15 protein-coding genes are annotated in these 16,746 nt (G+C 71.8%); 7 read left to right on the top strand and 8 right to left on the bottom strand.

Annotation, left to right across the window (positions count from 1 at the left end):
• Positions 1-117: 117 nt before the first annotated feature.
• The 3 genes from LGR69_RS22035 to LGR69_RS22025 all read left to right on the top strand — a co-directional run bounded on the left by LGR69_RS22035 (position 118) and on the right by LGR69_RS22025 (position 5,263).
• A complete protein-coding gene (locus LGR69_RS22035; RefSeq protein ID WP_230367333.1) occupies positions 118-2,814 on the top strand; it encodes a nitrate reductase in 2,697 nt (898 codons plus the stop codon).
• Positions 2,815-3,022: 208 nt separating this feature from the next.
• A complete protein-coding gene (gene cysG / locus LGR69_RS22030; protein WP_370881392.1) occupies positions 3,023-4,501 on the top strand; it encodes a siroheme synthase CysG in 1,479 nt (492 codons plus the stop codon).
• Between the two features lie 267 nt (positions 4,502-4,768).
• Positions 4,769-5,263 carry a cupin domain-containing protein gene (locus tag LGR69_RS22025; RefSeq protein WP_230367332.1) on the top strand — a complete coding sequence of 165 codons (495 nt, stop codon included), beginning with the start codon at positions 4,769-4,771 and terminating at the stop codon, positions 5,261-5,263.
• A 15-nt stretch (positions 5,264-5,278) separates the two neighbouring features.
• Here LGR69_RS22025 and nudC read toward each other — a convergent pair whose 3' ends face one another.
• From nudC to LGR69_RS22000, 5 genes are all read right to left on the bottom strand, one after another.
• Complete coding sequence (nudC, locus tag LGR69_RS22020; RefSeq protein ID WP_230367331.1) at positions 5,279-6,178, bottom strand: NAD(+) diphosphatase; 900 nt, start codon at positions 6,176-6,178, stop codon at positions 5,279-5,281.
• A gap of 6 nt (positions 6,179-6,184) precedes the next feature.
• On the bottom strand, positions 6,185-6,604 hold the full coding sequence (locus LGR69_RS22015; protein WP_230367330.1) for an HIT domain-containing protein: 420 nt from the start codon (positions 6,602-6,604) through the stop codon (positions 6,185-6,187).
• A gap of 86 nt (positions 6,605-6,690) precedes the next feature.
• On the bottom strand, positions 6,691-7,296 hold the full coding sequence (locus tag LGR69_RS22010) for a hypothetical protein (protein ID WP_230367329.1): 606 nt from the start codon (positions 7,294-7,296) through the stop codon (positions 6,691-6,693).
• Between the two features lie 61 nt (positions 7,297-7,357).
• Positions 7,358-8,221 (bottom strand): universal stress protein, encoded by an 864-nt coding sequence (locus LGR69_RS22005; RefSeq protein ID WP_230367328.1) that lies wholly within the window; start codon positions 8,219-8,221, stop codon positions 7,358-7,360.
• A 27-nt stretch (positions 8,222-8,248) separates the two neighbouring features.
• A complete protein-coding gene (locus tag LGR69_RS22000; protein ID WP_230367327.1) occupies positions 8,249-9,397 on the bottom strand; it encodes an acyltransferase family protein in 1,149 nt (382 codons plus the stop codon).
• 211 nt (positions 9,398-9,608) lie between these two features.
• Between LGR69_RS22000 and LGR69_RS21995 the strand changes: the two genes are divergently transcribed.
• Complete coding sequence (locus LGR69_RS21995; RefSeq protein ID WP_230367326.1) at positions 9,609-10,313, top strand: DUF4142 domain-containing protein; 705 nt, start codon at positions 9,609-9,611, stop codon at positions 10,311-10,313.
• Positions 10,314-10,547: 234 nt separating this feature from the next.
• On the opposite strand, the gene LGR69_RS21990 is transcribed toward LGR69_RS21995, so the two are convergent.
• Genes LGR69_RS21990 through LGR69_RS21980 form a run of 3 tightly spaced genes read right to left on the bottom strand, consistent with a single transcriptional unit; the run spans position 10,548 to position 12,602 of the window.
• The gene (locus LGR69_RS21990; RefSeq protein ID WP_230367325.1) at positions 10,548-11,210 is read right to left on the bottom strand and encodes a carbonic anhydrase; all 663 of its coding nucleotides are present in this window, start codon (positions 11,208-11,210) and stop codon (positions 10,548-10,550) included.
• A 45-nt stretch (positions 11,211-11,255) separates the two neighbouring features.
• Entirely contained in the window at positions 11,256-11,771 is a 516-nt protein-coding gene (locus tag LGR69_RS21985) for an NUDIX hydrolase (protein ID WP_230367324.1), read from the bottom strand.
• A 39-nt stretch (positions 11,772-11,810) separates the two neighbouring features.
• On the bottom strand, positions 11,811-12,602 hold the full coding sequence (locus LGR69_RS21980; protein ID WP_230367323.1) for a DUF429 domain-containing protein: 792 nt from the start codon (positions 12,600-12,602) through the stop codon (positions 11,811-11,813).
• A gap of 104 nt (positions 12,603-12,706) precedes the next feature.
• Here LGR69_RS21980 and LGR69_RS21975 point away from each other — a divergent pair, with 104 nt between their 5' ends.
• The 3 genes from LGR69_RS21975 to LGR69_RS21965 all read left to right on the top strand — a co-directional run bounded on the left by LGR69_RS21975 (position 12,707) and on the right by LGR69_RS21965 (position 16,632).
• Complete coding sequence (locus LGR69_RS21975; RefSeq protein ID WP_230367322.1) at positions 12,707-13,588, top strand: HpcH/HpaI aldolase/citrate lyase family protein; 882 nt, start codon at positions 12,707-12,709, stop codon at positions 13,586-13,588.
• A complete protein-coding gene (dut, locus tag LGR69_RS21970; protein WP_230367321.1) occupies positions 13,585-14,055 on the top strand; it encodes a dUTP diphosphatase in 471 nt (156 codons plus the stop codon). Before LGR69_RS21975 ends, dut begins: the two co-directional genes overlap by 4 nt.
• A gap of 360 nt (positions 14,056-14,415) precedes the next feature.
• On the top strand, positions 14,416-16,632 hold the full coding sequence (locus LGR69_RS21965; protein WP_230367320.1) for a TonB-dependent receptor: 2,217 nt from the start codon (positions 14,416-14,418) through the stop codon (positions 16,630-16,632).
• Positions 16,633-16,746 lie beyond the last annotated feature (114 nt).

Below are 16,746 nucleotides of genomic sequence, written 5' to 3'. Positions count from 1 at the left end.
GGGAGAGGGGACCCGCGCCCATCCGGCAACGGGGACGATCCACGCGCTGTCAGGTGACAGGTAGCGCGGCCCACCTCTTGCGGCGGATGTCGAACAAAAACTTTCGAGGACCGAGCCATGACCCTGTCCGTGGCAGACCCGACGGTGCGGACGACCTGCCCCTATTGCGGGGTCGGGTGCGGCGTGCTCGCGACCCCGGACGGGAGCGGCGGCGTGGCCATCGCGGGCGATACCGAGCATCCGGCCAATTTCGGCCGGCTGTGCTCGAAGGGCTCGGCCCTCGGCGAGACCGTGTCGCTGGAGAACCGGCTGCTCCACCCGCATGTCGACGGGGCCCGGGTCTCCTGGGACGCCGCACTCGGCACGGTTTCGGACAAACTCCGCGTGGTGGCCGAGACCCACGGGCCGGACGCGATCGCCTTCTACCTCTCGGGGCAGCTCCTCACCGAGGATTATTACGTCGCCAACAAGCTGGCGAAGGGCTTCATCGGCACGCCGCATGTCGACACCAATTCGCGGCTGTGCATGTCGAGCGCGGTGGCGGCGCACCGGCGCGCCTTCGGCTCCGACACGGTGCCGGGCTGCTACGAGGATCTGGACGAGGCCGACCTGATCGTCATGGTCGGGTCGAACACCGCATGGTGCCACCCGATCCTGTTCCGCCGGATGGCTGACGCCAAGGCGCGGCGCGGCACCAAGTTCGTGGTGATCGACCCGCGCCGGACCCAGACCGGCCAGGAGGCCGACCTGTTCCTCGGGATCCGGCCCGGCAGCGACGTGGCGTTGTTCTCGGGGTTGCTCGTCCACTTGGCGGATAACGGGTTCCGCGACCGGGCCTTCGTGGACTCCCACACCGCCGGGCTCGACGCGGCCCTCGACCGCGCCCGCCTCATCGCGCCGAACCTCGCCGCGGTCGCGGCGGCCACCGGCGTGCCGGACTCCGACATCGCCGCCTTCTACGACCTGTTCGCCGGCACCCGCCGGGTGGTCACCGCCTTCTCGATGGGGGTGAACCAGTCGGCCCAGGGCACCGACAAGGGCAACAGCATCATCAACTGCCACCTCATCACCGGCCGCATCGGCGAGACCGGGATGGGCCCGTTCTCCCTCACCGGCCAGCCCAACGCCATGGGCGGGCGCGAGGTCGGAGGCCTGGCCAACATGCTGGCCGCGCACATGCACTTCTCCCCCGAGGAGGTGGACCGGGTGCGCCGGTTCTGGGGCGCCCCCCGGATCATCACCGGCGAGGGCATGAAGGCGGTGGCGCTGTTCGAGGCGGTCAGCCGGGGCAAAATCAAGGCCCTGTGGGTGATGGGCACCAACCCGCTGGTCTCGATGCCGCGGGCCGACCTGATCCGCCAAGGCCTCGAGGGGCTCGACCTCTACGTCGTCTCCGAGGTGATGGCCGATTCCGACACGGTGCGGGGCCTCGGCAAGACCACGGTGCTGCTCCCGGCGCTCGCCTGGGGCGAGAAGGACGGCACGGTCACCAATTCCGAGCGGCGGATCTCCCGGCAGCGCCGGTTCCTGGCCGCCCCCGGCGAGGCGCGCGCCGACTGGGCGGTGCTGTCCGAGGTCGGCCGCCGGCTCGGCCACGAGAAGGCCTTCGCGTTCCCCTCGGCCGCCGCGGTGTTCCGCGAGCATGCCGGCCTCTCGGCCTACGAGAACAACGGCACCCGCGACTTCGATCTGGGTGCCCTGACCGACATCAGCGACGCCGCCTACGACATCAACCTGCCGGTGCAATGGCCGATCCCGAAGCGCTCCGGCCCCCGGGGCGCGCCGCAGGGCAAGGCAAGGCTGTTCGGTGACGGGCGGTTCTACACCTTCGACCGGCGCGCGCGCTTCGTGGCGGTGCAGCCGCCGGGCTTGGCGCAGGCGGTCTCGGAGGATTTCCCCTTCGTGCTCAATACCGGCCGGGTGCGCGACCACTGGCACACGATGACCCGCACCGGGAAGAGCCAGCGCCTCTCGGCCCACCGCGCCGTCCCGTTCGTCGAGGTGCATCCCGACGACGCGGCCAGGCTCGGCCTGACGGAGGGCAGCATCGCGCGTCTGCGCACCGAGCACGGCGAGGCCGAGCTGGAGGTAATGATCACCGACAGCGTGGTGCCGGGCTGCCTGTTCATGCCGATGCATTGGGGCAGCGCCTACGCGTCGAAGGCCCGGGTCGGCGCCCTGGTGCGCGGCGTGCCGGATCCCGTCTCGGGCCAGCCCGAGCTGAAGGCGACCCCGGCCGCGCTGGAGCCCGTCGCGTATCGCGCCCGCGGCTACCTGTTGTCGCGCCGGCAGGTGGCGCTGCCGGAGGGCTGGTGGTGGGCGCGGGCGGCGATCACCGGCGGCTGGGGCGTGCAATTCGCCACGGCGGCGAGCTCCAGCGCCGTCGCTCTGATGGTCCGCGGGCTGATCCAGAGCGAGGCGCTGGCCGGCTTCGAGCTCGCCGAATATGCCGACCACGCCCGCGACCGCTACCGCTGCGCCGTCTATGACGGTGCGCGGCTCATTGCCTGCCTCGCCTACGCTCCCGCAGGAGCCCGCCCCGATTGGGAGGCGGCCAAAGCCCTGTTCGCCGTCGCGGAGCCCGAGGCGGCCGAGCGCCGGGCCCTGCTCTCGGGCCGCGCCGCCACGGCGCCGGCAGGCCCGGTGGTCTGCGCCTGCCACGGCGTCGGCGCCGACGTGATCGCGGCCACGATCGCGGCGGGGGCCGGCTCGGTCGAGGCGGTGGGCGCCGCCTGCAAGGCGGGCACGAATTGCGGCTCCTGCATCCCGGAGATCCGCAAGATGCTCCCCGGCCAGACCGCCCGCGCCGCGTGATTTTCTGATATGCTGGCGAGAGAAGAGTGGCTGGCTGCTCCTGCTAGATCCCCTCATCCTGAGGTGACCGCGTCAGCGGGCCTCGAAGGAGACCTCCAGACGGCCGCGCGATCTCTGGAGGCCTCCTTCGAGGCCTCCGCTGCGCTCCGGCACCTCAGGATGAGGGGGCGGACGGGACCATCCGGCTCAGGACGATCAGGACAGACTCGTGACCGATTCCCCCGTCCCCCTGCGCGCAGCCCGCGCCCCCCGCGAGACCCAATCCGCCGGCCTCGAGCCCCTGGCGGTGCTGCCCGTGTTCGTGCCCCTGCGCGGCAAGCGGGTCGTGCTCGCCGGCTCCTCGGGCGGGGCGCCCTGGAAGGTGAAGGTCCTGGCTGCGGCCGGCGCCCATGTCGACGTCTACGCGCCCGAGCCCAGCGACGAGCTGCGCGCCGTTCCGGGCGAGATCGTCGACGGCAGCGTCGCGCTGCACGCGCGCGCCTGGACGCCGGACGACCTCTGGGGCGCGGCCTTCTGCATCGGCGCCCTAGAGGACGAGGCCGACTGCGTCGCCTTCGTGGTCGCGGCCCGGGGCGCCGGCGCCATCGTCAACGCGGTCGACCGGCCGCATCTCTGCGACGTGAAGTTCGGCGCCATCGTCAACCGCTCGCCGCTGGTGGTCGGCATCTCCACGGAAGGTGCGGCCCCGGTCTTCGGCCAGACTGTGCGCGCGCGGATCGAGGCGATGCTGCCCCGCGGGTTCGCCCGCTGGGTCGGGGCCGCCCGCGACTGGCGCGACGGCGTCACCGCGCGGTTCCACGGCTTTGCCGAGCGGCGCAGCTTCTGGGAGCGCTTCACCGACCGCGCCTTCGCGGAGCCCGACCGGGCGCCGACGCAGCAGGATCTGGCCGAGCTGCTCGGCGACACGGAGGCGGCCCCGAAGGGCGGCGCGGTGACGCTGGTCGGGGCGGGCCCCGGCGACGCGGAGCTCCTGACCCTCAAGGCCCTGCGGGCGCTGCGCAACGCCGACGTGATCCTGTACGACGACCTCGTCGCCCCCGAGATCCTGGACTATGCCCGGCGCGAGGCGCGGACCATGCTGGTCGGCAAGACCGGGCACGGTCCCTCCTGCCGGCAGGACGACATCAACGCCCTGATGGTGCAGCTCGCCCGCACCGGCAAGCAGGTGGTGCGGCTGAAATCCGGCGACCCGCTGGTCTTCGGCCGGGCCGGCGAGGAGATCGAGGCCTGCCGGGCCGCCGGCATCCCGGTGACCGTGGTGCCGGGCATCTCGGCCGCACAGGGGGCTGCGGCGGCGCTGGGCCTGTCGCTGACCCATCGCGACGCCGCCCGCCGCCTGCAATTCGTCACCGGTCACGACCGCCGCGGCGCCCTGCCGGACGATTTGAACTGGGGCGCGCTCGCCGATCCGAGCGTGACCACGGTGGTCTACATGCCCAAGCGCACCCTGCGTGCGCTGCTCGCCCGGGCGGTGGACGAGGGCCTGGCGCCGACGACTCCGGCCCTGCTGGTCTTCAACGTCAGCCGCCCGAACCAGGCTTCGCTGCGCGGCACCGCCGCCGATCTCGCCGACCGGGTCGAAACCGCCGGCCTCGACGGCCCGGCGCTCCTGATGGTCGGCGAGGCGTTCTCGGAGATGCGGGCCGCGGTGCCGGCCGAGGCGGGACCGGCGCGGTTGGCGATCTGAGCGCTTCTTCGATCTCACGCTCCCGCCTGCCTGAAGCTGGTCCGGATCTCGTCAGACGTTCCGGTCCGTCATTGCGAGCGCAGCGAAGCAACCCAGGGAAGCACCACCTCCGGAGATCGCGCGCAGCACTCGATTGCTTCGCTGCGCTCGCAATGACGGGAAAGGCCGCGACGATCTGCGCCAGCGCCCGTGCCTGGGAAACCGCCAGGCCGGCCCCAGAAAAGGCCTGCGCGGCGAAAGACGTCCGCGGGATCCGGGAGGCGCTCCATGACGACAGGTTCTTGGCTCGGTGTTGCGGCCATGCTCCTCATGGCCGGGCCTGCCCTGGCCGCGGAGCACGACGCGCCCGGGATGGTGGTCAAGCCCGATGCGGCGTCGGTAGTCTACGGGCCGGGGCCGGCGAACCTGCCGAAGGGCACGCAGATCAGCCAGGTCGCCGGGGATCCGGCCAAGCCCGGGCCGTTCGTGCTGCGGCTGAAATTCCCGGCCAACACGGTGATCGCCCCGCACACGCATTCCAAGCCGGAGACGCTGACGATCCTGTCGGGCTCGATCCACCACGCGCATGGGAGGACCCTGGACAAGGCGCAGGGCGCGGCGCTGAAGGCCGGCGGCTTCGTCTACCTGCCGGAGGACATGCCCCATTCCCTCTGGACCACCGACGAGCCGGTCGAGCTGCAGGTCAACGGCTCAGGCCCGTTCGGGCTGAACTACATCAACCCGGCCGACGACCCGAGCCGGCCGAGCGGCGGAAAGGGCTGAGCCCTTGCGGCGCGATCAGGTCTCGCCGGCCACGAAGGCGCGCATCAGGTAATTGGCGATCGCCATGGGCGGCGGGGCCTGGATCCCCTCGGGATGGGTCCCGTCCAGCATGGCGGCGACGGAAGCGCGGTCGAACCAGCGGGCATCCTCCAGCTCGCTCGGATCGGTCACGATGGCGCCGTCCAGCGCCTCGGCCGCGCAGCCCAGCATCAGCGAGGAGGGGAACGGCCAGGGCTGCGAAGTCCGGTAGGTGACCGCGCCGACCCGGATCCGGGTCTCCTCGAAGACCTCCCGGCGGACCGCGTCCTCGATGGTCTCGCCGGGCTCCAGGAAGCCGGCAAGGCAGGAATACATGTTGGGCCGGAAATGCGGGCCGCGGCCGAGCAGGCAGGTCTCGCCCCGGCGCACCAGCATGATCACCACGGGATCGACCCGGGGGAAATGGTGGGCGTTGCAGGCCGGGCATTCCCGCCGGAAGCCGCCCGCCTTCGCGACGGTGGCGGTGCCGCAATTGGCACAGAAGCCGTGCCGGGTGTGCCAGTCGAGCATCGACTTGGCCACCGCCAGCAGGCCCAGCTCCTCGGCCTCCACGGCGGATTCGGTCGCGATGCTGCGCAGGTCGAGAGTGCGGGTCTCGCCGGCAGCAAACCCCTCCGCGGCTTCGGCCGGTGCGGAGGCCGCGAAGACCGGCCGGCCGTCCCGGTGCCCCAGGAAGATCCGCGTCCCGGAAAGCTCGGATGCGTCGGCGGGGGTGATCAGCGCGGTCGGCCCGCGCAGCACGATCCGGTCGCCGCAGATCAGGACGAGGCGGGCATCCGGCGCGTCGAAGGCGGGCACGGCCTCCTCGGGCTGCTCGGCCGAGTGCCGGTCGAGGCGATTGCGGACGAAGCCGAGGGTGTCGCGGGGATCTGTCATTCGGGTTCAGGCCGCGGAGAACAGGGCGCCGGCGCGCTCGATCAGCTGGGCGCGGGCATGGAACGGGTAGGGTTTGCGGGTCTCGAAGCCCCAGACCGGCCCCGGCCAGGCCGGGTCGGAGCGGAAGCGGCCGATTACGTGGACGTGGAGCTGCGCCACGACGTTGCCGAGCGCGCCCACATTGACCTTGTCGGGCTTCGACAGGCCCTGCATCACCCCGGTGGCGATGCGGGTCTCGCGCCACAGATCCGCGGCATCGGCCTCGGACAAGTCGGTGATCTCGGAGACGTCCGGCCGGCGCGGCACCAGGATCAGCCAGGGGAACCGGGCATCGTCCATCAGCAGCACGCGGCAGAGGGCGAGGTCGCCCACCTCGACGGTGTCGGCGGCCAGACGCGGATCGAGGGCGAAGGCGGACTCGGTCATGGACAGACGATGTAGCGCAGCTTGCGCTGCGGCGCGCCTCCCTTGGCCGCGGATCGATGACGCAAGGTGGGTGGTCTTCCGTTCCGTCAGAACGAGGGAACGGCGCCCTGACGGCCCGCCGCGATCGTGCCGACCGAGAGGGCGCCGTCCGGCCCGGATTGGGCGAACAGCGTGACGGCGGCCCCCGGCTCGAGCAGGGCCTTCTCGCCCGGCGCGATCGCGGTGACCGGGGTCCCGGCCGGGATCTCGAAGCTCGACTGGCCGCCGCCATAGCCCAGGGTCAGCCGGAGCGGGCGGCCGCCCTTCAGGTCGGCAACCCAGCCCGCCGTCAACGTCGCGCCCGGATCGGTATCCCAGGGCTGGGTGCCGGCCTCGAAGCCGCGCTCGGAGGGGGAGTACAGGGTCACCGCCTTGGCGCGGCGCGGCTCGGGCCCGGACGCGGCCAGCACGCTGACGTAGCTCTCGGGCTTGATGTTGCGCAGGGCCGCCTCGGTCACCGCGAAGACGCGGGTCCGCGGGTTCATCCGCAGGGTCAGGGTGCTGCCGCCGGGGCGGCGGATCTGGATGCGGTCGGCCTCCGCCCATTCCACGATGCCGCGGAACCGGGCGGTGGTCGGCTGCGCCCGGACAGCGGTCGCGGCAACGACCGTCAGCAGGGCGGCGAGGAGGAAGCGGCTTACGGATGTCGTCACGGGGATCCTGGTCCGGCTGCGGGGGCCGAACGCCAGGGGCGGGCGACGGTTCCCGCCGCGCTCAGTGCGCGAGCAGAACCGGCATGTCGGCATGGGCGAGGACGTGGCTGGTGACGCCGCCGAAGATCATCTGCCGCAGGCGGCTCTGGGTGTAGGCGCCCTTTATCAGCAGATCGCAGCCGAACGCCTTGGCCTCGGCGAGGAAGGTCTCGCCCGGCGCCCGCCGGCCGGCCGGGAGGGCCCGGTGCGAGGCCGCCACGCCCTCGCAGGCCAGGGCCTGGGCGAGGTCCTGGGCGCTCGGCCCCGGCACCATGCCGCCCTCGACGCTGAGCACCAGCACCCGCTCGGCCCGGCGCAGGAACGGCATCGCGAAGGCCACCGCCCGGGCGGTCTCGGTGGAGCCGTTCCAGGCGATCAGGATCGCGTCGCCGAGCGTGGTGGGGACGGTCGGTGGCGCCAGCAGGATTGGGCGGCCGCCCTCGAACACGGCGGTCTCGAAGGTGGTCATGCGCGGGGCGTTGTCGGTCGTCCCGGGCCGGCCGACCACGGTGGCCGAGAACAGCCGGGCATATTGGCCGAGGAACGCGTCACCGGTGGGCACGTCCTGCCGCCAACGGTAGCGCGGCCCGGCATCCGCGACCTTCTCGGGGATGCACAGCCCGTCGCGGGCGTGCCGCGGGATGCCGGCTCCGTCCATGAAGGCGACGAAGCGCCCGCCCGCCTCCTCGGCCTCGGCCCGGTCGGCCTCCTCGTCGCGCAGCCAGGTCATGCCGCCGACCATGTCGACCGGCACGTACTCGGCGAGGGCCGGGCGCAGGGACACACCCTCGATCAGGCTGCCGAAGCGGGTCGCGGCGAGCCGCGTCGTCTCGAACACGGAGGTCAAGCCGTCGTGCATCGCGACGGGAACGAGCAGGGTCTTCATCGCGGCTTCCTCCTCCGGTGCGTGAGGCTAATCCGCCCGGCGCCCGGGGGGAACCGGGGTCGGGGCCGCGCGCACACGGTTTTGCGCGCCCCGCGGTTCGAGGATGGCTCTCGCCCATCGGGTCAGCGGCCGCTCGACGAAGCGGTGCACCAGCAGAGCGGCCACGACGCTGGCGGCGACCATCACGACGAGGCCGCCCCACGGATGCAGGGCCGGGGCGAGGCCGAGCCGCACGAGCGCTTCGCGCCCGAGCCGCAGGGCGAAAGGATGCACGAGGTAGAGGGCGTAGGAGGCGTTGCCGAGGACCACGAGACCGCGCACCGGTGCCGGCAACGCCGCGACCTGCGCCGGAGCGCGTTCCGGGCCGAGGGCCGCGGCCACCAGCAGACAGGCCGGCACACCGACGAGCAGCGGGCGCAGGACGCCGTCGCCCGCGCCCTCGCCGACGAGCAGGCGGGCGGCCAGGGCCAGCCCCACGAGCCCGGCGAAGGCGAGGCCGAGACGGAGCGTCCCGCTCGGCCGAAATCCCTCCCGGTAGGCGAGGGCGAGGCCGGCCCCCAGCAGAAACTCCAGCACGATCGGGTTCGCCCAGAACCGGATCGGCACCGGCAGCCCGGGTACCAGCAGGCCGATGGTCACCAAGGTCACCAGGGCGAGGGCGAGCCAGGCCACGGCGCCGCGCCGGCCGAAGCCGAGCCCGATCGCGAAGAGCCCGTAGAAGAACGCCTCGTAATTGAGGGTCCAGCCGAGCCCGTAGAGGGGCTGGATGGTGCCGTCCGGCCGGGCCGCCGGCCAGAACAGGAACCCGGCCAGGATGGTGCCGGGCGCCCTCAGCAACGCCGCCGCATCCCCGAGAAGATCGGGTCGAACCACGGCGACGGCCAGGAACACCAGGCTCACCAGCCAGTAGAGCGGCACCACCCGGGCGGCCCGGTGGGCCAGGAAGCGGGCGCGTCCGCCCGGCGCGCCGAACAGCCGTCCGCTCGCGTGCACGATGACGAAGCCCGAGATCACGAAGAACAGGTCGACCCCGCCCCACCACGGCAGCGCCGTACCGGGATCGAGGGCCGGCCCCGCGCCGCGGGCGGCCATCAGCCCGGTCTCGTGGCGCGCATGGTGCCAGACCACCATCAGGGCGGCCGCGGCGCGCAGGATCTGAACTTCGAACAGGATCACGGCGCTGCCGGCATCAGTAGAATCCCCTCAATCCCGCTGGCTAAGCAAAAAATCAGCAGGAACCATAAGTCCATAGCCCCGTTGACGAACCAATTCGCGAGCATGTCGCCGCATGGTCTCGGCTGCGAGGTCTTGGCCCTCGGGAGAGGTCTAGGCTCCACCATCCGGCCCAGCGTGCCGGCTCGCGTTCCCATCACGTACTGAGGTCACAATGCTGAAGAATTACGCTGCCGCGTCCGCGCTCGTCCTGGCTGTGTCGACCCCGGCCTTCGCGCAAGACGCGAACGATTTCCGCCTCCAGTCGATGCAGGCGAATTCCTTCGAGATCCAGTCCTCGCAGATCGCCCTGTCGAAGTCGCGCAACCCGAAGGTGCGGTCCTACGCCCAGGAGGCGATCCGCGATCACCGCGCCGCCAACGTGGCGCTGGCCGGCGGCGAGACCAATGCCATGGCGGGCCGTGACCCGGGCCTCGGCGGCCTCGTGACGGCGCCGCTGTCGGTGGCCGGGAGCGCTGTCGGCGCCGGTGTCGGCGCGGCGACCGGCGTGGTCGGCGGCACCCTGGCGGGCGGCCCGGTCGGCGGCCTCGAGGGCATCGGATCCGGCGCCGCAAACGGCGCGCAGGCGGGCAGCCGCCTCGGCCGCGGTGATGCCACCGCCACCGGCGCCTCCACGCTCGTCCCGCCGAACGCGCAGCAGCAGGCGATGCTCGCCGAGCTGTCGGCGACCCCGGCCGGCCCGCGCTTCGATCGCCTCTATGCCAGCCAGCAGATCCAGGCGCATCAGATGTCGATCGCGATGACCCAGGCCTATGCCCAGGGCGGCCCGAACCCGGCCCTGCGCAACTACGCCCAGCAGGCCCTGCCGGCCCTGCAGATGCATTACGACCACGCTCAGCGTCTGCCGGGCGCCATGTAAGTTCGCGTATCGCCCGGCCTCGGCCGGGCGGCATAGGAAGAGGCGGCGGGTGCGAGCCCGCCGCCTTTTTCGTGTCTGGTCGCGACACCGCCGCGCCGGAGGGTCTCGAAGGATGAGGTGGAGGTTCGGCGCGCGGATAGGTCGTCCCGCGGAGCCCCGTCTCGTCAAATTGGCCCATGAGCCGGGCTCGACCGGATCGCGATCGAGCCCGGCGCTTCGCCTTGGGGCCGTCCCTCAGTCGCAGGCCACCGCGGTCGGCAGGACCTTGCGGCCGGCCTGGTCCACGGCGGGGTGGAAATCGCCGGTCTCGGGATCGCGCACCAGCAGCACGCCGTTGGCGACGCCGAAATGCGCCCCGTGGATGTTGAGCCGGCCGTCCTCGACCCGCTCCTTGATGAACGGGAAGGTCAGCAGGTTCTCCATGCTCTGGCTGACCATGGCGTGCTCCATCCGGGTCAGGTAGTCGGGCGCGCTCGAATCCCCGGCCTTGGCCTCGGCGGGAGCCACGAGCGAGACCCACTTGCCGATGAAGTTGCTGCTCGAGAGCGGCGCGGCCTTGTTGGCGAAGGCCTTGATGCCGCCGCAGGTGGCGTGGCCAAGCACGACGATGTGCTTCACTTGCAGCGCCTGGACCGCGAACTCGATGGCCGCCGAGGTGCCGTGATAGGCGCCGTCCGGCTCGTAGGTCGGCACGATGTTGGCGACGTTGCGGATCACGAACAGCTCGCCCGGGCCCGCATCGAAGATCGCCTCGGGGGCCACGCGGCTGTCGCAGCAGCTGATCACCAGGATCTGAGGCTCCTGGCTCTGGGCGAGCTGCGCGAAGCGCCGGCGCTCGGTCGGGAACCGGTCCGCCAGGAACGCGCGGTAGCCCTCGGTCAGGAATTCAGGGAACATGCAGTCTCCTCGAGTTTGGGCGATCTCGCAGGTGCGAGATCCGGGTCAGTGATCGTGCCAAGTCAGAACGTGCGGCCGGGTCGGAATAGTCCCTGCGGCAAGATCGGCCGCCAGGTCGGCGAGACCGGCCGGCTCGACGCGCTCGCCGCTGGCGCGGAGCTCGGCGAGGGGCCACCAGCGCGTCCCGATCACCGGGTTGTCCTCGGTCTCGGCGAGCCGGCTGGTATCGATCCGGTCGTCGGGCAGGCGGACCAGGAAGTAGCGCTCGCGCGCGTCGCGTGACTGGCGGAACAGGTGGAACGGGCCGTCGCAAACCGCGACCTGGGGGCCGATCTCGACATCGTCGCGGCCGATCTCCTCGCCCAGCTCGCGCCGGCAGGCGGTGACGTGATCCTCGCCGGGCTCCAGCCCGCCGCCGGGCATGAACCAGAACCGCAGCGGCTCGCCATCCGGCCCCTTGGCGTGGACCGACGCGTAGGCGATCAGCAGGATGCGGTCCTGCGGGTCGAGGACGATCGCCCGGGCGATGTGGCGGATCGGGGGGGGATTCGGTTGGTTCATGAGACTGAGCTAGAGCGCACCGGCCCGAACGGACACCGGTCACGGTCGATCAGCAAGATGTGATCGGTTACAAGAGCTTGAGGCGACCGATGACGCCACCCGCACGGCCGGCGCCCAGATCACCACCGGCAGCCCGTGGGCATCCCGCTCCGGCAGGTCCGGCAGGGGCACCGCGCGCCCGTCGAGGATGTCCCAGGCCACCACCAGGGCGGCCAGCGCGTCGAGATGATCGTCGGCGGGCACGCCCTTCGCCCGGGCATCGAGCAGGGCGGCCGGCAGGCCCGCCGCCGCGAGCAGGCTCCGGCGCAGGGCCAGGCCCTCCCGGGCCCGGGCGCCCTTCTTCGGCAGCCCGAGGGGGCGCAGACCGTTGAGGGCGTGGAAGGCCACTTCCGGGTGGACCTCGTACACCCGCGCCAGCGCGTCCGGCCGCGCCCGCAGCAGCTCGTCCACGGCCCGGACATATCGGAAGATGTTGTAGCCCTGGATCGAGGGCGCGAAGGGCGGCTCGCTCGCCGCCCGCGAGGCGGCCTTGGCGGCGTCGTAATCCGGCGCGTAGACCGCCGCCCGGGGCGGCATCGGGAAGACCGAGGACCGCGCGGGTCCGAGGCGGGCGCGGGCGGCCCGGTCGGCGGCCCGGCCGCCGCCGAGGATCCGGTCCGGCAGGCCGATCGGCACGTCGATGCCGACGATCAGGGGCTGCTCCGGCGCGTCGAGCAGCGCCGCCACGTCGGGAAACAGCCCGCAGCGGTGCCGGCCGGGATCGTCGAGATCCAGCAAGGCCCCCGCCCAGGCGCCCCGGCTGCCATCGAGCCCCGCGACCCAGCGCGCCATCCCGTCCCCGTATCGATCTCGCCCCGCGATGCGTTCTTGCCCGGGACGCGGCGGAAAGCTATCGGCGACCCGAAGGGCGTCCCGCCGGCCCCGGGAGAAGCGTGATGAGCGAGATCCGTCCCCGCCGCAGCGTGCTGGCGATGCCCGGCTCGAATGCCCGCGCCCTGGAGAAGGCGCGCACGCTCCCCGCCGACGTGATCCTGATCGACCTGGAAGACGGCGTCGCCCCGGGGAAGAAGGCCGAGGCCCGGGCGATGGTGGCCGCCGCCGTCTCGGGAGCCGGCTTCGGCCCGCGCGAGGTGGTGGTGCGGATCAATCCGCCCGAGACGGAGGACGGCGAGGCCGATCTCGCGGCGCTCGCGGGGGCGGGGGCCGCCGCGATCCTGGTGCCGAAGGTGCGCAGCTCCGACACGCTGATCGCGGTGGGCTCGCGGCTGCGCCGGCTCGGGGCGCCGCTGGCGACGCGGATCTGGGCGATGATCGAGACCCCGATGGCGGTGGTCAACGCCGCCGAGATCGCCGGCGCCGCCCGGGACGTGGACGGACGGCTCGCCGCCCTGGTGATCGGCCCCAACGACCTGGTGAAGGCGAGCCGGATCCGCCCGCCGGGACGGGCCGCCCTGCGTCCCTGGCTGATGACCGTCCTGGCCGCCGCACGGGCCTACGAGATCGAGGCGATCGACGGCGTCTTCACGGACCTGCGGGATGCCGCCGGCTTCGCGGCGGAATGCGCCGAAGGCCGCGATCTCGGCTTCGACGGCAAGATGCTGATCCATCCGAGCCAGATCGGCCCGGCCAACGCCGCCTTCGGGCCGGACCCGGCGGACATCGCCGAAGCACGCCGGGTGGTGGCGGCCTTCGACGCCCCCGAGACTCAGGCGCATGGGGTGATCGCGCTGGACGGGCGCATGGTCGAGCGCCTGCATGTCGAGGCCGCCCGGCGCACCTTGGCGTTGGCCGAGGCGATCGCGCGGCTCGGCGCGTGAGCGCGCTGCCGGAAGTCGGGCTGCGCCTCCTCGACCCCCGGCTGCCGGGCTGGGGGTTTCCGCGCTGGGGCTCCGCGGCCGCCGCCGGCCTCGACCTCCATGCCTGCCTCGACGCCCCGCTGGTCCTGCCGCCGCGGAACGCCCCGGTCCTGATCCCGGCGGGCTTCTGCGTCTTGATCGGCAACCCCGACTGGTGCGGCCTGATCTTCCCCCGCTCCGGCCGCGGCCACCGCGACGGGCTGGTGCTCGGCAACGGCACCGGGGTGATCGACGCCGATTACGAGGGCCCCCTGATGGTCTCGGCCTGGAATCGCGACGACGCCAATCCGGTCCGGATCGAGCCCGGCGACCGGATCGCGCAGCTGGTCTTCACCCGGGTGACCCGGCCGGTCCTGACGGTGCTGGAGGACGAGTCCGCTTCGGGCTCGGGCCGAGGCGCGGGCGGGTTCGGGTCCAGCGGCCGTTAGGCGACGCGCGTCGAGTCCGGGACCGAGCGAGGCCACCAGCATATCCGGATCGCCGCCCCATCCCGCGTCTCCGCCGGTCCCATCCTCACGCCCGAGGATGCGGGTGAGGACTGAAGTTTATCCAACGATCATGTCAGATATTTCGTTTCGATAAATCAATACAGATCTGCAATACCTTCCATCATCGAACACGCAACTCTATAATTGATCATTCCTCTAGCTTGTAATTTATAAAAACTAGGTTTTATTTCTTGCTCCAACATTCCGGCGCTGCTAGCGGCGATGTGTTGGCCCAACGATGATTCCCATGCCGATCCGCTCTGCGGAGAGAAGAATCGACCGCCGACATGGTTTCACGACTTGATCGGCGTCCGCTTCGTCATGACCTGCACGCATGTCCGCCACGTTGCACCTCTGGCAACGCTTCTCCTTCTGACGCACCACGCCGCTCTGGCGCAGGAAAGCTCGGGCCAGCCCGCGACAACCGCGGTCCAACTCGAAACGCTGTCGGTCGAGTCGCGCAATCCGGCCGCAGGCCGGGTCGGGCAGGGGGAGGCCGGCGGCCTGCCGAAAGCGTTTTCCGGCGGCCAGGTCGCCCGCGGCAGCCGGCTCGGCATTCTCGGCAACCGGGATTACATGCGCACGCCGTTCAGCACGGCGAGCTACACCGAGAAGACGATCCGCGATCTCCAGGCGGTCAGCGTCGGCGATGTCCTGACGCGCACGGACCCGTCGGTGCGCGCCTCGATCGGCAGCGGCAACCGCTACGACGCGCTGACGATCCGCGGCTTCCGGGTCGACAACCGCGAGTTCGCCCTGAACGGCCTGTACGGGCTCGTGCCGGATTACCGGATCGACCCCGCCCCCCTCGAACGGATCGAGGTGCTCAAGGGTCCGGCGGCGTTCCTGTTCGGGACCTCGATCTCCGGCAGCATCGCCGGCACGGTGAACGTCGTCACCAAGCGCGCGGGCGACGAGCCGCTGAACCGGGCGACGGTCGACTACGCCTCCACGACGCGGGGCGGGGCCGAGCTCGACGTGGCGCGGCGCTACGGCGACGCGAAGCAGATCGGCGTGCGGATCAACGGCGCGGGCCTGGGCGGTGCGACGCCGATCGACCGCACGGCCCAGCGCAACGGGGTCGGTTCGCTGGCCCTCGACTACGACGGCGACCGGTTCCGGCTGTTCCTCGACGTCATCTATCAGCACGACGCCTATGACGCCCAGACCCGCGGCGGCAATCCGGTGGAGGGCCTGCGCGTGCCCCGGGCGCCCGACCCGCGCCGGAACATGTCCCAGACCTTCGATTTCTCCCGGTCCGACAGCCTCACCACCCTCGGGCGGGCGGAGTTCGACCTGACCTCGGACATCACGCTGTTCGCGGCCCTCGGCGGCAACCGCTTCACCTACGACAAGCAGGAGAACCCCGCCTTCACCCTCCTGGACCGGACCGGGCGGACCAGGGTGAACTCGATCTTCCAGACCGGCGACACCGCGACGCTGTCGGGCGAGACGGGGGCCCGGGCGCGCTTCGACACGGGCTGGATCAAGCACGAGGCCGTGTTCACCGCGACGTATCTCGACCAGGATCTGACGCTCGGACAGATCACCTACCCGGACTATGACTCCAACCTCTACGCGCCGGTCCGCCTGGCCTGGCCGGGGCAACCGAAGGCTGCCTTCCCCCGGGGTCGGTCGAGCTACAACCGGATGACGAGCTACGCCGTCGCCGACACGATGTCGGTCGCCGACGGGCTGGTCGAGCTGATGGTCGGCGCGCGCCGGCAGGAGATCGAGCTCGGGAGTTACGCCCCGGTCACGGGTCTCCTGAGCAGCACCTACGACAAGAGCGCGACGACTCCGGCCTTCGGCCTGGTGGTGCGGCCCACCGAGGTGCTGTCGCTCTACGCCAACGCGGTCCAGGGCCTCACGGCGCTGAAGCCGCCCGGCTCCGCGGTCAACGTCGCGCAGACCTTCCCGCCGGCCCGGTCGCGGCAATACGAGATCGGGACGAAGCTCGACTTCAAGACCTTCGGGGCGACGCTCGCCGCCTTCCAGATCACCCAGCCGGCCGGCAACGTCGATCCCGTGACCCACGTCTTCAGCGTCGGCGGCACGCAGCGGAACCGCGGCTTCGAGGGGACGATCTTCGGCGAGGTCGTCCCGGACCTGCGCGTCATCGCCGGCGCGACCCTGCTCGACGCCCGCTGGCGCCGGACCCGGGGCGGTCTCTACGACGGCAATCCCGCCACCGGCGCGCCGCGCTTCCAGGCCACCGCGGGCCTCGAATGGGACACGCCGATCCTGCGCGGCCTCACGGCGATCGCCACAGTCGTCTATACCGGCGCGTCCTATGCCGGCACGACGTTCACCAACCTGCCCTTCTCGAAGATCCCGGACTGGACGACCCTGGATCTCGGCCTGCGCTACGCCACGCTCGTGCAGGACAGGCCGGTCACGCTGCGGGCGACGATGAGCAACGTCACCGACAACCACTTTTGGATCGCCAACCCGAACGGCGCCCTCATCCTGGGCGCCCCGCGCACGGTTTGGCTGTCGGCTTCCATCGACTTTTGAGAGGCCAAGCCGTCATCGCGAGCGGAGCGAAGCGACCCAGCGCAGCGCGCGATTCGAGGAGGGTGCGTAGCCCTGGGTTGCTTCGCTCGGCTCGCAATGACGGGGGCGCGCGCG

Origin of the sequence: Methylobacterium brachiatum (assembly GCF_020523825.1) — a bacterium.
GTDB lineage: Bacteria > Pseudomonadota > Alphaproteobacteria > Rhizobiales > Beijerinckiaceae > Methylobacterium > Methylobacterium brachiatum.
The sequence above is the reverse complement of the archived record's forward strand: the minus strand, read 5'-3'. Positions and strand labels throughout refer to the sequence as shown.

Excerpts from the sequence above, each read along its gene's own strand:
- LGR69_RS22035 (WP_230367333.1), top strand. The coding sequence starts at position 118 with ATGACCCTGTCCGTGGCAGACCCGACGGTGCGGACGACCTGCCCCTAT.
- LGR69_RS22025 (WP_230367332.1), top strand. The coding sequence starts at position 4,769 with ATGACGACAGGTTCTTGGCTCGGTGTTGCGGCCATGCTCCTCATGGCC.
- nudC (WP_230367331.1), bottom strand. The coding sequence starts at position 6,178 with ATGACAGATCCCCGCGACACCCTCGGCTTCGTCCGCAATCGCCTCGAC.
- LGR69_RS22015 (WP_230367330.1), bottom strand. The coding sequence starts at position 6,604 with ATGACCGAGTCCGCCTTCGCCCTCGATCCGCGTCTGGCCGCCGACACC.
- LGR69_RS22005 (WP_230367328.1), bottom strand. The coding sequence starts at position 8,221 with ATGAAGACCCTGCTCGTTCCCGTCGCGATGCACGACGGCTTGACCTCC.
- LGR69_RS21995 (WP_230367326.1), top strand. The coding sequence starts at position 9,609 with ATGCTGAAGAATTACGCTGCCGCGTCCGCGCTCGTCCTGGCTGTGTCG.
- LGR69_RS21990 (WP_230367325.1), bottom strand. The coding sequence starts at position 11,210 with ATGTTCCCTGAATTCCTGACCGAGGGCTACCGCGCGTTCCTGGCGGAC.
- LGR69_RS21985 (WP_230367324.1), bottom strand. The coding sequence starts at position 11,771 with ATGAACCAACCGAATCCCCCCCCGATCCGCCACATCGCCCGGGCGATC.
- LGR69_RS21980 (WP_230367323.1), bottom strand. The coding sequence starts at position 12,602 with ATGGCGCGCTGGGTCGCGGGGCTCGATGGCAGCCGGGGCGCCTGGGCG.
- LGR69_RS21975 (WP_230367322.1), top strand. The coding sequence starts at position 12,707 with ATGAGCGAGATCCGTCCCCGCCGCAGCGTGCTGGCGATGCCCGGCTCG.